This window comes from Actinopolymorpha sp. B17G11, from assembly GCF_040196095.1.
Taxonomy (GTDB): Bacteria; Actinomycetota; Actinomycetes; order Propionibacteriales; family Actinopolymorphaceae; genus Thermasporomyces.
In genome coordinates this window covers 1-14,451 of record NZ_JBEFTW010000065.1, presented here as the reverse complement: position 1 = coordinate 14,451, position 14,451 = coordinate 1, and the positions used below count along the sequence as shown (strand labels likewise).

Here is a 14,451-nt window from a genome sequence, read left to right as displayed (position 1 = left end):
CGGCCGGAACTGCTTCCGCAGCTGCGCGAACCCCTGCCCGGGCGCGCCGGCCTGCTCTCCATCGCGAGGGCGCGGACGTTTCTCGGCTACCAACCGCGGTTCTCTCTGGACGCGGCCTGCCGCGACAGCACCTGAGCGAAGCGCTACCTCGGCGGCCTCATCCGCCGATCCTCGACTCTGGACCGCGTCCATCCTCCGAGAGTGCGACCAGGCGCCTACGGGCGGTGTTGCGGTGGGCGACAGGGGCAGTGAACGACATGACCAGCCCTACGATGCTGGATGGGCGATGAGACCGTGGATGCAGGACCTGCTTGGCGAGGCGTCGGTCCGGCGCACCACCTTGGGTGGCGCCCGGTTATGCGAGTCGGTGCTTGAGCGGTTCGACAAACTGCCGGTCGATCTCGAAGGCCGTGCGAGGCAGGTGAGCGTCAACCCGACCAGCGCTGCGTAGTCCGGATCGTCAAAACCTCCAGCGCAGGGCCCACGGAACCGCGTGCCGGTCCTGTTGACTGCACCCAGCCATCCGTGCGTCAGGAGGTGTCGCCGTAAACAGCGCCGTGGTCCGGTCCGGTGGAGTAAGCGCAAGGTTGTCTTGTTCGCATCTTCGGGGGTGCGTCCCGCTGGAGCGACTCCTCCAATCGTCCGGACTCCTGGAGACATCGAACGCGAAAGCCAGGAGCGTCGATAGGTGTTACGGCGTGATGAAACCCACCTCATCTATCTGGATGAGCCCTCCAGGTGCTTGTCGTCCGTGGCAGGTAATCTGGATGCCAGTGACGGAATCGCGCAACGGCCACGTGGAGATGTCCACCGACACTCTGTTCCACTGGCAGGTTGAAACTCCTGGTTGGTTACCGTGATGGACTCCGAGCCGCTGAATACCGTGATGTCGACCGCATATCCGCCGACGGGTCCGGGGCGATCCGCCGTAGCCGTTGACCCAGGCGTGCACGGCGGTGGCACCGGACAGGTCCGCCGGACTCGCGAGGGTGGTACCCACCGACCTGCCCTCGGTGACGCTAATCAACGACATTGTGCCTGTAGTGATGCCGCCCCGGCCATTGCCCACTTCGGTTGATTGGGGAACGTACGGTCGTGACGGACTCGACGTTGGCGACGGGCTCCCAGCCTTGCACTCCGTGCTCGAAGCCATAAAGGATGTTCTACCGGTCTGTCCCCGGGCGGACCGGTGCGTCGAACGCGGACAGGTCGATGCTGTTGCCCATCGCCAACGCGCCGGCCATAGTCGGGTGAGTCCGGTCGGAAGCATAGTCGGCTCGGATCTTGTCCGGGTTCGCGGGATCGGCGAGAACTGACGCGAAGTAGATCACGCTGTCGAATACCGTCTGACTGGAGATCCAGTTATTGACCTTATTGGGCTGCAGCTCCATTTCGGCCGTCCAATAGTCACCGGTGACTCTGGGAACGATGTTGGCGATGATGGCGCGCTTGCCGGCGTCATGGATACGCTGGGCGGCCCTCGTCATCGCATAGATGACCTGGTACCCCCACCGATCGCCGCGTTGACCACCGTACGGCGCCTACCGGCCGGACGTTCGTGTACCCGTCTTGCCAGGACATCGGTCCATCGGTGTCCTTGTCGACGTCAGTGCCGGCAGCGTCTGTGATCGAGTCCCCAAGCACGGCGACGGTTCCACTGGCGTCACCGCAGGTGACGTCGACAGTCGACGCCGTCTGGCCCGGTTGGACTGGTGCACATATGCAGGTGGACCTCGTCGGTTTCAGTAGGGCTCCCACCACTCGCCCCGCTTCATGTCGCGACGGTCAGCCTGGGTCAGTAAAAGCCGCGCGACACCAGGCTGGCTTGGCGGACGTTGACAGGTGTCACAGCTCGACCTACGATCAACGGCTATTGCGATTGGAGCGCTCAAACATCCTGCCGCATTCGCCTCGGTTCCCTTCATCGCATCGAGTTCAAGGAACGGCTGCTGAACAACCGAGTCCGGCGGCCCGGCTGAGACGGTAAGTGGTCATTTCAGTCGGACGTCACCGGGATGTAGGCGCCGTGGTTCCGCACAGTTCGGCCAGACTGGGGAGTTCATATGAGCATCTATGAAAGACCAGAACAGCCATCGCCCCCGCTCCGACAGCGGAAAGATGAGATGGCGGCCGCGAAAGTGGCGAGGGGCCACATGCGCGGTCGGCGTGACGTGCTCCGGCTGGGAGCCGGGCTTGGTGGTGTGCTGGCGACGTCAGCTCTGTGGGACGGGTTGATGGAGACACCCGCGCTCGGGTCCGAGAGGGCTCCACGGGTGCAGCCAGAGATACTGGGCAACGGCAAATATCCGATCGGGTTGTGGGTGGCCCCTCCGCCGGAGGAGACGACGAACGCGCGCTACGCGGAGATCGCCGATGCCGGCTTCACGTTCGTGATCGGGATCGACGGATGCGGGGGATTCTGCCAGCCCGGTGAGACAACGACAGTTGACAATGCCCCGATGCTGAACGCCGCCGCGGCGAACGGCCTCCAGGCGCTGGTGTTCGACCGACGGATCGGCCATATCCAGAACTCTCCGCCAGAGCAATGGCGTGACATCATCTCAACGACGTTACGCGAGTACGACCAATTCCCGGCGTTCGCGGGCTTCGACATCCGCGACGAGCCCCACGCCAGTCTCTTCAGCCAGATCGGTGCCGTCAACGACGTGCTGCGTGAGCTCGATCCGAGCGTGTTGGGTTATGTGAACCTCTTCCCGACCTACGCCAACTCCGACCAGCTCGGTACGCCGACCTACGAGGAGCACCTGGACCGGTACGTCACGGAGGCGCATCCCGACTTCATTTCGTTCGATCACTATCCGCTTCTGGGACCAAGTCCGGCCATTCGCGGAGACTACTTCCACAACTGGGTGCTCGTCCGCCGCCAGGCCCTTCAGTCCGGCCTACCGACGTGGGTTTTCATTCTCGCGTGCAGTCACTACGGTTACCGCCTGCCTACCGAGGCGGAGCTGTTGTGGCAGATCAATGTGAGCCTGGCCTACGGCTGTAAGGGAATCCAGTACTTCACCTACTGGACTCCGCCCCTGGACGGCTTCTACGAAGCGTTGGTGACCGTCGACGGTCGCCTCACCCCGCTGTACTACGCGGCCCAGCGCGTCAACAACGATCACCTACAGCCGGTCGGCAGGCAGCTGCTGCCATTGACATCGGAGTCTGTCACACACTTCGGTGAAGCGGAGCCACCGATGAGTGTGGAAGTATTCCACGGCGACGACTGGGTCACCTCAGCATCTGGAGCCGCGGTCATCCTTGGCCGCTTCCGCGATCCGCTACGGCCCCTCCAGCGATGGCTCCTCGTCGTGAACCGTGCCTTCGACGCCGCCGCGACGACGACGCTGACACTCGATCGACGAGTCGACGCCGTATTCGAGTTCAATCCCTCGCTCGATCTCTTCACACCTGTCCACGTAGACAATCCTGCCGAAGCAGGGGAACTCTCAGTACACATCGCAGCCGGTGCCAGCAGACTCTACCGGCTCCATGACGACCAAAGTGCCGTGCGTTAGCGCCGTCGACGACAACAGCAATTGTGGGCGACGCCGAGGGACTCGTCACTTTCGTTAAGTACGGCATCCATGGCCAGGAACTCAACAGGAGGGATCGCGCATGTCGGACGACCTCATCGAGAACGACATCGTCGAGCCGGGGACGCTGCCCCGGCGAAAAGTCCTGCAGGCCGGTGCAGTTCTCACGGCCGGAGCTACGGGCTTTGTCCCTCGCCACGCGCACGCGACTGGTGCGGCACCCGCGATACGGCTCGCTCGCGAGGGACGGACGACGTATCGGATCTACCTCGGCGCCGGCGAGGACGCCGTCGTTCGCCATGCCGCGCACGAACTCGCGACATACCTGAAGTCGATCACCTCGGCGACGTTTTCGGTCATCGTGGCCGACCGGCCGCCGTCGTATCGTGATCTGCTCGTGGTCGGCCGGCACAACCCGATCGCGGGGAACGCCGACGTCGACTACGACGCGCTGTCCGACGATGGATTCGCGCTCCGAGTCGTCGGCCAGAGCGTGGTCATCGCCGGCGGTCACTCCCGGGGAACTCTATACGGCGCCTACTGGGTGCTGGACCGTCTGCTCGGTGTTCGTTGGTTCGCCCCGGACTTCACGACGGTGCCCCGCACACCGGACCTCTCCGTCCCGCGGAGCCGCCTGGACGCAGACCATGTGCCGCGGTTCCGCTTCCGCACCGTGCTGGCGGGCGACGCGAACGACGCTGCGTACAGGCAGCACAACATGCTCAACGGGCTGCGGGACCAGTACTGGACGGTGCCGCGATCCGCCGGTATCGACACCTGGTCGACCTACTGGCCAGAGGAGGTCGAGTACCCGTTCCACGAGGTGGTGACCGATCCGTCGCACTGGTATGGCGGGCAGATCACCTGCATGGATCCAGACACCCGCGAGGCGGCGACCACCGCCCTCGTGGACATCATCAAGGGCCGGATCGCCGCCGGGCAGGACACCTCCACGTCGTTCTACCAGAACGATCAGGGCTGGACTCCCGATCCCGAGAGCCAGGCGTTCGCGGACGCGCACGGCGGCGCCCTGTCCGCGCCGGTCATCGACATGGCAAACGATGTGGTCGTCCGAGTGCGGGAACAGATCCCGGACGCCCGGCTGTCGACCCAGGGCTACTGGTGGAGCTTCACTCCTCCGACGGGTCTGCGCGTGAACGACAACGTGGTCATGACGATCGCCCCGATTCACGCCGACTTCAGTCAGTCGCTGTTCAGCGAGACGAACCGCGAGATCGGTGACAGCATCCAGCGGTGGGGCGGGATCTCCCGCCACATCGTGCTGTGGAACTACCTATGCACCTTCAGGGCGTACACTCAGCCTTTCCCCGACTGGTGGGCAATGGGCAAAAGCATTCGGTCGCTGGCCGAGGTGCCGAGTGTGCAGGGCTATTTCGGTCAGAGCGCTTGGAACGCCTCCGGTGCGGAGTTCACCCAGCTGCGGGTGTGGGTGATCAGCCGGCTGCTCTGGGACCCGTCACTCGATCCCGACGCCCTGATCCGGGAGTTCCTCGCCGGGTACTACGGTGCCGCGGCGGGACCGATATACACCTACATGCAGCTCATGCGGGATGCAGTTGCGGAGACGTCCACCATGCTCGGCGCCGTCACCCCGGACGACGCCCCCTACCTCAACATCCGCACCCTGGCACGAGCGGACGAGCTGTTCGGCCAGGCTGAGTTCGCTGTCCGGGACGACGCCACCCTGCTGCGCCACGTTCACGCGATCCGGCTCGGTGTCGACCTCCTGCTCCTGTCGCGCAGCGGCTACTTTCGGCTCGCCGCGGAAAGGGACGGCATCGAATGGAACCCGGACGCCGAGGCCCGGACACGCCGGTTCGAGGCCGAACTCCTAGCCGCGGGGCTGACCCAGCTCGACGAGGGAGGCGGCGACCCGCAACAGCTGGTGCCGGTGTTCCGTGCTGTCGCGGCGGCCGCAGGCAGCCCGGCCGTGCCGCCAGACGCGGTCGAAGGGCTTCCGGACTCCGACTGGGTCGATTACCAAGAGGATGTCTTCGTGCTCTATGCCCCGGCGGTGACCGTCGCGGAGGACGGCGACGCATCGAACGGGTACACCATCCAGATGCCCGGCGACCGCGTGGACTGGGCGGTCCAGGTGCCGCTCGACATCCTGCCGGCCGACGGACGGTGGAGGCTCTATCTCGCGGTGCGGGCGGACACTGGGGATGCCGACCCGGCCGCCACTGCGCTCACCCTCGGGGTCTGGCCCCACGAGTCGACTGATCTTGACGCCGTGCTCGGACAGCACGGTGCACATGGGCTCGACTCCCCAGACGAGACCGACCCCGCCGGTGGCGGGGTCGGTCACCTGGTGGTCCTTGTGTTCGGCGATGAACCGGATCACCGTCTCCGGGGCCGGTCGAGCTCGGCCCCGAAGAAAATCGCTGCTGCCTTCAAGATCTCGTTCGCCCGCCGCAGCTCGGCGTTCTCGCGCTTGAGCCGCTTCAGCTCCTCGGCCTCTTCGGTGGTCACACCCGCCCGCTTGCCAGCGTCGACCTCAGCGCGGCGAACCCACGTCCGCACGGTCTCAGGCGCACCGACGCCGAGCTTGTCGGCCACCGCGGTGATCGCAGCCCACCGCGACCCGTACTGCGGAGCAATCTCCGCGACCATTCGCACCGCGCGATCCCGAAGCTCCTCGGGGTACCTGCTCGGTTTTGCCATGTTCCAGATCCTCCCAACGAAGGGAGTCTCCGGATACGCCGGGAGGTGTCACTCGGGCCGGCTTCGGTGTGCGTGGGGGATCCTCATACGGACAGCACAACCGATCAGCGAGCTGGTCGGGCGCCGGATATGAGACTAGGGAGCCAACCTGCATAGTTGGGATGAGCGAGTCGGAGACTGGCAAGATCGTCAATCTTGAACCAGCCCAGAGCGTCGTGTTCTTCCGGCGCTACGTTCACTGGCCGTCCGGTCCACCGAGTCACCAGGAACGCATGTGGCCGGAGATTCGTGTCGGCGAGATCCACATCGACGCGCCGCAACTCCGAGACATCGACGGCAATCTCCTCGCGACACTCCCGCCGAACCGCCTGCTCGGGAGTCTCACCCGGCTCGAGATGCCCGCCAACCAGATCCCAACAGTCCGGATACCAGCGACGCTGCGGATGCCGATGCGCCAGCAGCAGCCTTCCCTCGCTGACTAACGCGGCCAGCGCGATCTCGTCCAGCACCGTAGCCACTTCCACAGCAGCAAGGTACCCAAGATCTTGGCCATAGGTGCCCGCAAGCGGATCCTCCACCGGACAGGACCACTGCAATCGTTGGGCCGTGAGACGGAAATTCGGTGGATTTGGAGCGGCCGCGAGTGCTCTGCTCCTCGATATGTCGACACAGACCGCACAGGCGATAGCGGCCGAGATCCTGCGCGAACGGCATAGTGCGACTGGTCCGGTCACCGTACACGAGACCTGGGGAGCATCAATCGTCGTCGAGGCCAACAACCTGCTGCTCAAAGCCAACGGCGACCGCAGCACGATCGCCGAAGCCCTTGTCGCACAGCGGGTCCGGGCCGCAGGCGTACCGGCTCCGGAGATCGTCGACCACGGCACGGATCCGCGGCTGCCGGGTGGGAGCTCACACCGGAACACTTCGCGGCCAAACTGGCCACCAACTCTGCTGTGATCGCGATGAGCCCACAGGAGAGACAGGAGCACCTCACCGCCGTCCGCTCACTGCTGCAACAACACTGCGACGCAACCGGCAGACCCGCACTTTCGTTCCGGTTCGAAGCGTCCTGCACCCGCTGGACGCCGAAGCCGTCGCACACACAGATCTGAGCGTCGACGTGCGTCCAAGCAGTGCCCCGCAGGTTGGTCAGGGTGGCAACTCGCGAGCGCCCCGGGTGGGTGTCGCGACTGACCACAGGCTGTCCGGATAGGGATCCCTCAGCGGGCTGACTCCGCTCGATGTCCCGCGCCCCAGGACTTGACCTCAAGGATGGTTGAGGTCGGAGAGTTGGAGCATGACTGCAACTGACACGGTAGCCGGGCCAACGGCAGCGGACGAGCAAGCGATTCGTGAACTGGTGGAGCGGGCGGACGAGGCGCAGAGTGATACCAGCGTGCTTCCCGGGCTGCATACCTCCGAGGCGGTGATCGTGAACATCGCCGGCCGGCGGCTGTTCGGGCGGGATGCGTTCAGCGCGGCGATGAGCGCCGCGCTGGGGTCTGCGCTCAAGGACGTTCGGACGAGCGTCGAGGTTGTCGACATTCGCGGTCTGAACCCTGACGTTGCTCTCGTCAGCTGCGTCAAGACGGTCCACGACAATCGGCCAGACGCCGAGGCTGACGTCCCCGCAAGTGGAGCCCTCACGTACACCGTCGTTAAGACACCGGCGGGGTGGCAGGTGGCGCTCGCCCAGACGACTCCGATTCGGTAGCAAGAAGGATTCCTGCCGAAAGCGAGTGCGGCCTGCGGCTGGCTCGCGACGTGACAACGAGGCTTCAACCGCCGGCCGCGGTAGACACGGCACTTAACCGCGGACAACGGACGTCGCTCGGGCTCCCTCGAGGGAACCTGATCCGAACGTGCCAATGCCGCAGGTCTCGCCGCGGTAAAAGTCGATCATGTCCGCGCCGTACGTTTGGGGTTACCTGGGCGAGCACGACGCCGACCCTGCGAGTGTCCGCAAGGGATCCCTTGCGGACACCCCGCCAGAGTCGCCGTCGTCGCCCAGGTGTCGACGGCTGACGATCCGCATCAGGACGCGGCCCCGGTCGGAATGCTGCTCCTCTGATGTGTCATCGCGGTGTTCGGGCGCACCGTTCTCCTACCGGACGGCGGTGGACTGGCCCCGAACACCGCTCGTATGGAGCCGCGTCCGAAGCTCGCGCGGTTACCTCAGCCGGGTGGCCGTGATGAGGACGGTTTCGAAGTTCATCGCGAACGAGCCACCGAAGTCATCAATAGCCGCTCCGATGCCTTCGAAGAGCCGCTCTTGGACGGCTGGGTCGAGCGCGGTGTGGTCGCTGCGTGAGAGAAGCTGCTCCAGCCAGTGGTCCCTGAGGTAGGTCTGGGTCCATGGAAACCACTTCTCCGTCGGGACATCGAAGTCGGGTACCGCGGCGATCGCTTCGGGGGTCAACCCGGACCGTCGGTCTGTTGACCGGTTTGCCGCGTAACCGGTGAAGACGGTGTGCACGCGGGGCGGCAGCACGCTGGCGTACACCTCGGCGAGAGCATCAGCCAGGTCGTCAGGGTGAGATCCGGCATTCCAGATCAGGCACAGGCGCCCGCCGGGCCGCAGCACCGAAGCGGCCTTGGCTGTCGCAACGGCGCGGTCGAGCCAATGCCACGCCTGCGCCGAGACAACCCGATCGAAAGTGCGACCAGCAGGCTCCCAATCCTCGAACGGACCAACTTCTACGTCGATCCCGTGGCCGCGAGCGATCTCCGCCATCCTCGGAGCGACTTCCACGCCGAGGACCTTCGCGCCCCGCCCGGCCATCAGCCTCGAAGCGATCCCCGTGCCGCAACCAACGTCGAGAACGTGCAGGCCTTCCGGCTTCGAACCGAGCAGGTCATCGATCAGGGCGTCCGGATACGTCGGTCGGTACCGGTCGTAGCGCTCTGCTTCCTGATCGAACAACCTCGAACGATCCAACGCCCAGCGGCGGCGTTCGTCCTGCGCCGACGCGACCGGGCCCTCATCACTGTCGCCAACCACGTTGTCGTCCTTTCGAGCGAGGCGATCGCAGGACGACATCGGCCGCGCGAGTATCACCACTCTAACTCCGGACTACAACGCCGAGGACGACGCATACGGGTGTCCGGCGAGGGAGTTCCCGCGGGCCATGGGTGGTCCGCAGCACGGCGATCCGATGGCTGCGGGCAGTCAAGGAGGACGCAATGTCGGCGGTCATGATCACGCAGGTGACCGTCAACAGTCGCCACTCGTCACATGGCACACTCCTTGGTCATGGCTGTAGGCGAAGCCCGGGACGGCGGTCGAAGTCAAGAACCCTCCAGTGGCAGTGGCTCGGTTTGGTCGAGACCGCAGGACTGGCAAGATCGAAAGTCGACGGCTGCATGCCCCATCTGTCGCGATGGCGGCCCGACGAACGTGTTGGTCGAGTTCGCCGCATCGGTCGCGTGCGCTGGGCCGAGCGCTCCGTTGCCGGGCTATGTGTGCATGGTTGCCCGGCGCCACGTGGTAGAGCCGTTCGAACTGCCCGGGCTGGAGCGTCGCCAGTTCTGGGACGAAGCCATGCTCGTAGCCCGAGCACTGAACACCCTCTTCACACCCGCCAAGATCAACTACGAGATCCACGGCAACACGATGCCCCACCTCCACATGCACCTACACCCGCGGTTCGCCGGCGACCCGTACGTCGGTGGACCGATTAGCTGGCGCGCATCATTCGACCGATCTCCACAGGACCGGCAAGCGATCGCGGACGCCATAAGGCGCGAGCAAACAACGACCGTTTGAGTCGCAGCGCTGACGCTGCGATCAACCCGCTCGAAGTCCTCCCATGCCATGCCCGATAAGGGAACCATGCCATGCGTCGGCAGCCGATCCCTCAACGGACGGGCCCGTCGACGGCGACCAGTCCCTCCGCCGGCAGTCGTGGTCGAGGTGAGTGCCCTCGTTGTGTTTCCTTGTCTGGGAACCCATCTCCCTGACAAGAGGTGTCGGGGAGATGCGTTAGCTTCACCGTCACCTGTGCCTAGTGCGCTCCCTATCCTGCTGAGGACGGTCGGCAATGAGTGAGAACGCAACAGCCAAACCGGCCACGACAGAGCACCACACCCTGGTCGCGGAGATCAACAAGCGCACAGGTCTGGGTCTGGTCGTTACGGGAATGGCCGATCAGGGTGAGACCGGCGGCGCGGTCTTCGTCCGCTGGCCGGATGGACACGATGGGGTCGTCACCCGCTCGTATGACGCCGGCCTGCACACGATGCGTCGTACAGCCGAGGTGTTGTCGATGCTTCGCGGCCAAGGACTGCCCGTACCTCGCCACGAGCTGGTCGTCCAGCTTGACAACGGGGTCGTCGGCGTCGTCCAAGAACGCCTGCCTGGCACGCCACCACACCGCACCGACGCCGACATGATCAATGCGGTTCTAGCGATGAACGAGCGGTTCGCCGGCCTGCTCACCAGCCGCCCCGACGTACCCGTGCCACCATTGCATCTGCGGCACAGCGGCCCAGAGTTTCCCAGGCACGAGACCCTGGCGGGCTACAACGACCGCAGCCGGCGGCTACTCAAGATCATCCGCGAGGTTGGCGCCGCGCCCGTGCACGAGATGACCGGTGACGACCTTGTCCACACCGACTACACCATCCCCAACGTGCTCATCGACGACTCCGGAAAGATCACCGGCGTTGTCGACTGGAACTTCGGCGTCGCAAGGGGCGACCGACACTTCGGCCTCATCAAGCTGCGCTTCGACCTCGCCTGGGCACGCCTCGATCCCACCGGCGGACACAACGGCGTTCAACAAGAAGCGATCGACCACCTCGACAACTACCTCGACGCAACGCTCGAACCTGACCTGCTCCGGATGTACTGGGCACACTGGACCCTGACCATGCTGCACTGGACCATCCGCGCCGGCGAACCCGACGTCATCGACTTACACCTACGGCTAGGCGAGAGCCGCCTGAGCTAAGCCTCGCGGCGACAATCACATCGACGTAGGGCTGACGTCACCACCGAACGCGTTGATGCTCAAGAGCACCGACTCCGGCCACACAGCTGGAGGAGACTCCACCCATGTCGCCGTCCGCGAGCCGGAACCCTGGCCGGGCGTACGGAAGCGGATCCCCTATCGGGCACCAGCAAACTCGGCCAATCTGATCACTGAGTGCGCGGAGCGGGGTTCAGACGTTCGCCGAGGACATCGGGGACCTCGAGACTGATAGAGCTCAGGATTCGGGGATCTGTCGACGCGAGAGGTCCGTCCGGGACGCGGCGGTCTGGGTCAGTCGACGTCGCCAATCCAGCGACCTCGTATCGTGCTGGCCGGGCACAGGTTGCCCTGGTGCTGCGACTGCGCGGCACCGACCATCGTCACGGTCACCTGGTACAGCGACGTATTCGACAGTGGCGAATACGACGCCAGTGCTGATGGCTCCGGCCGTCGTTGACCACTGGGTGGTCCCAGCCAAACGCAATTGGCAGATGTCGCGCGACCGGTTAGAGTCCCGCGGACGGAGGAGCTCAGGTTTTGCTGGGTCTGCTCCTTGACTGGTTCGATGGAGAGGCTGCATGTCGGATGGCATCTGGGGTCGGGTGTATTACGACCCGCCCGGCCGTCGGGGCACGCGCTGACACGGTAGGTACGGACGTGTCGTCGCGTGCTGCGCGGGTATGCAGCAATGCGATGCTGCCGGGAGCTTCCTGATCGCAGAGAAGGTTCCGGTGGCCCATTGGCGGGCATGGCAGTTGGTGAGAGCACTGCCAGCACCGCCGAGACATCCTTGATCCTGCCGTGTCGCAGAAGGTCATTTGCCAGCTTCGACACCGGTCGCAGACAGCGGCCCCGAAAGGGGTGCTCTTCGCATGCAGGTCCCAGACCGCAATCTCCACGAGTTGCGTGAGCAGGGCTTCACGATCGTTCCCGGATTCCTAACCCCCGACGAGCTGAACGCGGCGCAGGAGGCGCTGTGGCTGCACTACCCCCGACCCGAGGAGTACTTCGCCGATCCGTCAGCCCACCAGGAGTACACGGACGGTCAGTTCGCCGGGGTTCGCACACCGCCGTGGCAGTCCTGGGATCTGAACCGGCTCGCGTTCCACCCAGACCTGGTGGACCTGGCAGAACGGTTCCTCGGATCGCCTGACCTTCATCTCTACGCCGCATCGCTGTGGGCGAAGTATTCGGGCGCGGTCGACTACGAACAGCCGCACCATCGCGACTTCGTCAACCACTCACTCGTGGTCCCGAAACGCAGCGATCCGGGACGCCAAATGGAGTCCTTCATCTTGCTGTCGGACGTCGACGAGCTAGACGGCCCTACCAAGGTCGTACCGCTCCAGGCCACGGCGACACGCCCGTACTGGCCCCAGGGACAATCTCCCGGCTTCGAGAATTTCGCCGCGGGGACCGGCATCGAGCCCGGCGTCTTCGCCGACATCGAGGTGAGTGTGACCGGACCGGCCGGCACCCTGTTCACCTACCGCACCGACGTTCTCCACCGCGGTTCGCAAATGACGGGTGAACGACGAGCTCGCTTTGCGCTGCTCGTGGACTACGAGGTCTGGGGCCCACGGTGGACCGGACGGACGGGTTGGGCCGACCAGTCGCTCAGTCCGCACTGGACGGAGCTGATCGAACGGGCCACGCCCCGTGAGCGCGAACTGTTCGGATTCCCTTCGGTCGGCGACCCCTACTGGGACGACCAGACGCTCGCAGACGTGCAATGCCGCTACCCGAGCATGGACATGGCGCCGTACGCGGACCAGGTGTCCCGATGAACGTGGAACCCCGCAACTTCGATCGCGACGCGCTCGTGTCGACACTTCGCGCCTGGGAGCTTTCGGTCACCTCGCTCAGCTATCTGCCGGTCGGCGCTGGAGCGCATCACTACTTGGCTGTCGATTCGGGCGGGCAACGTTGGTTCGTCACGGTCGACGGGCTCTTCGGCAAGTTGTTCGCGATGTTGGGCCCGACCTTCTCGCCCTGGACCGATGTCGACCTCGAGGCGGCGTTCAAGGCGCTCGAGCGTGCGTTCCGCACCGCCGTTGCCCTGCGCGATGGCGGACTCGAGTTCGTCCACGCACCGATCACCACTCCGGACGGCGACGTGCTGAGACGCCTCGACGACAACTACGCGGTCTCGGTCTTCCCATTCATCGACCGAATCTCAGACTTGCACGGTCCTGATGCCCGCCGGCGGCTGCTCGAAACGCTGGGCAGGCTCCACGCCGCAGCGGACACAGTTCCGACCGGGATCCCGCAACGCGACACACTCACCATGCCGCTCAAACACCGCCTTCTCAACGCGCTCCACGACCTGCGGTCACCGTGGACGTCCGGTCCTTACGGAGAACCGGCGCGAGTTGTATTCCGCGAGAAAGCGCCGATGATTCTGGACATGTTCGAGCGGTGCGACGAACTGGCGGACGCTGTTCGCGCCGCCGACAACCCATGGGTCGTCACCCATGGACAGATGCACCCAGGCAACATCGTCCACACCGAAGATGACAACCTGCTTCTCGTTGACTGGGACACGGTGGTCGTCGCTCCACGCGAACGAGACATGGTGTGGGGTGAGGAGGTCCAACTGAAGACTGATGAGGACTGGATCGCATACACCTCGGCAGCATCGTCCCCAGACATCGATCTGACCGCTGTCGACCTGTACCGGCACATCGGGGCCCTTTGGGAACTCTGCAACTACAGCGAGATGTTCCGGTCTCCGCACATTGACGACGCCGACATCCGCCGCGAGTGGGCGGACTTCGAATCGAGATGGGCGACAACAGATTCGTAGCAGCCTCGACTCCGATGTTGAGGGCTCTCGCCGCGCGGTCTGTAGCCGCTGCCGACCGCCACAAAGAGACGGACGAGCTCGTCGTCGAGCGCCGGCCCATCAGCCGTGGCACCGCGACCACGCGGCGGGGACCCCCTTTCGGTCGGTCAGCCCGAGACGACGCCGCGCCGACGCGAGCAGCTTCTTCACTGCACCCACCAAGACGCAGAGTCGTGACGCGATCGTCGGAGGATCTCGTCGCGACGAGCCTCACCACGTCGCGCTCCTTGGGGCGAGTCTGCAGGAGAAACCTCCCACGTACGGATGGGGATCGGCGGATTCTGGCGGTGGTCGCAACACGGCTGCTTGTTGGGGCGAGCGTAGCGAACGGAAACGGAACGGCCGGGTCGCAGTGGCGTCAAGGAGAAGGCCGTGGCCGCCCGATCGGGGATGATGAGGG

General features: G+C 65.0%; 11 protein-coding genes and 2 pseudogenes. 9 read left to right on the top strand and 4 right to left on the bottom strand.

All coding sequences use genetic code 11. The features are described 5' to 3' along the window. Positions 1-298: 298 nt before the first annotated feature. Positions 299-451, top strand: coding sequence for a hypothetical protein (locus ABN028_RS33975; protein ID WP_349332434.1), 153 nt, complete (start codon positions 299-301; stop codon positions 449-451). A 712-nt stretch (positions 452-1,163) separates the two neighbouring features. On the opposite strand, the gene ABN028_RS33970 is transcribed toward ABN028_RS33975, so the two are convergent. Further along, the gene (locus ABN028_RS33970; protein ID WP_349332435.1) at positions 1,164-1,487 is read right to left on the bottom strand and encodes an SGNH/GDSL hydrolase family protein; all 324 of its coding nucleotides are present in this window, start codon (positions 1,485-1,487) and stop codon (positions 1,164-1,166) included. 666 nt (positions 1,488-2,153) lie between these two features. Between ABN028_RS33970 and ABN028_RS33965 the strand changes: the two genes are divergently transcribed. Further along, a complete protein-coding gene (locus tag ABN028_RS33965; RefSeq protein ID WP_349332436.1) occupies positions 2,154-3,527 on the top strand; it encodes a hypothetical protein in 1,374 nt (457 codons plus the stop codon). Between the two features lie 100 nt (positions 3,528-3,627). Further along, positions 3,628-5,082, top strand: a pseudogene (locus ABN028_RS33960) (DUF4838 domain-containing protein); the annotation flags it as partial. Between the two features lie 702 nt (positions 5,083-5,784). Here the strand turns inward: ABN028_RS33960 and ABN028_RS33955 are convergent. Further along, positions 5,785-6,230 (bottom strand): annotated as a pseudogene (locus ABN028_RS33955) (transposase); the annotation flags it as partial. Positions 6,231-6,334: 104 nt separating this feature from the next. Then, entirely contained in the window at positions 6,335-6,739 is a 405-nt protein-coding gene (locus ABN028_RS33950) for an NUDIX domain-containing protein (protein WP_349699467.1), read from the bottom strand. A 151-nt stretch (positions 6,740-6,890) separates the two neighbouring features. On the opposite strand from ABN028_RS33950, the gene ABN028_RS33945 reads away from it, so the two are divergent. Together ABN028_RS33945 and ABN028_RS33940 are read left to right on the top strand one after the other, a co-directional pair. After that, complete coding sequence (locus tag ABN028_RS33945) at positions 6,891-7,190, top strand: hypothetical protein (protein WP_349699466.1); 300 nt, start codon at positions 6,891-6,893, stop codon at positions 7,188-7,190. Between the two features lie 340 nt (positions 7,191-7,530). Beyond that, positions 7,531-7,947 (top strand): SgcJ/EcaC family oxidoreductase, encoded by a 417-nt coding sequence (locus tag ABN028_RS33940; protein WP_349699465.1) that lies wholly within the window; start codon positions 7,531-7,533, stop codon positions 7,945-7,947. Between the two features lie 456 nt (positions 7,948-8,403). Here ABN028_RS33940 and ABN028_RS33935 read toward each other — a convergent pair whose 3' ends face one another. Continuing rightward, entirely contained in the window at positions 8,404-9,234 is an 831-nt protein-coding gene (locus tag ABN028_RS33935; protein WP_349699464.1) for a class I SAM-dependent methyltransferase, read from the bottom strand. A 234-nt stretch (positions 9,235-9,468) separates the two neighbouring features. On the opposite strand from ABN028_RS33935, the gene ABN028_RS33930 reads away from it, so the two are divergent. The 4 genes from ABN028_RS33930 to ABN028_RS33915 all read left to right on the top strand — a co-directional run bounded on the left by ABN028_RS33930 (position 9,469) and on the right by ABN028_RS33915 (position 14,012). After that, a complete protein-coding gene (locus ABN028_RS33930) occupies positions 9,469-9,999 on the top strand; it encodes an HIT family protein (protein WP_349699463.1) in 531 nt (176 codons plus the stop codon). A gap of 274 nt (positions 10,000-10,273) precedes the next feature. Beyond that, a complete protein-coding gene (locus ABN028_RS33925) occupies positions 10,274-11,185 on the top strand; it encodes a phosphotransferase family protein (protein ID WP_349699462.1) in 912 nt (303 codons plus the stop codon). An 893-nt stretch (positions 11,186-12,078) separates the two neighbouring features. Then, positions 12,079-12,993: a phytanoyl-CoA dioxygenase family protein gene (locus ABN028_RS33920; RefSeq protein WP_349699461.1), complete on the top strand. Its 915-nt coding sequence runs from the start codon at positions 12,079-12,081 to the stop codon at positions 12,991-12,993. Beyond that, entirely contained in the window at positions 12,990-14,012 is a 1,023-nt protein-coding gene (locus ABN028_RS33915; RefSeq protein ID WP_349699460.1) for a phosphotransferase, read from the top strand. The genes ABN028_RS33920 and ABN028_RS33915 overlap by 4 nt, the downstream gene beginning before the upstream one ends. Positions 14,013-14,451 lie beyond the last annotated feature (439 nt).

What these genes read in the sequence shown, in the direction of transcription:
- ABN028_RS33920 (WP_349699461.1), top strand. Translation starts at nt 12,079, where the DNA reads ATGCAGGTCCCAGACCGCAATCTCCACGAGTTGCGTGAGCAGGGCTTC.
- ABN028_RS33915 (WP_349699460.1), top strand. Translation starts at nt 12,990, where the DNA reads ATGAACGTGGAACCCCGCAACTTCGATCGCGACGCGCTCGTGTCGACA.
- ABN028_RS33930 (WP_349699463.1), top strand. Translation starts at nt 9,469, where the DNA reads ATGGCACACTCCTTGGTCATGGCTGTAGGCGAAGCCCGGGACGGCGGT.
- ABN028_RS33940 (WP_349699465.1), top strand. Translation starts at nt 7,531, where the DNA reads ATGACTGCAACTGACACGGTAGCCGGGCCAACGGCAGCGGACGAGCAA.
- ABN028_RS33965 (WP_349332436.1), top strand. Translation starts at nt 2,154, where the DNA reads ATGCGCGGTCGGCGTGACGTGCTCCGGCTGGGAGCCGGGCTTGGTGGT.
- ABN028_RS33945 (WP_349699466.1), top strand. Translation starts at nt 6,891, where the DNA reads ATGTCGACACAGACCGCACAGGCGATAGCGGCCGAGATCCTGCGCGAA.
- ABN028_RS33970 (WP_349332435.1), bottom strand. Translation starts at nt 1,487, where the DNA reads ATGACGAGGGCCGCCCAGCGTATCCATGACGCCGGCAAGCGCGCCATC.
- ABN028_RS33975 (WP_349332434.1), top strand. Translation starts at nt 299, where the DNA reads ATGCAGGACCTGCTTGGCGAGGCGTCGGTCCGGCGCACCACCTTGGGT.
- ABN028_RS33925 (WP_349699462.1), top strand. Translation starts at nt 10,274, where the DNA reads ATGAGTGAGAACGCAACAGCCAAACCGGCCACGACAGAGCACCACACC.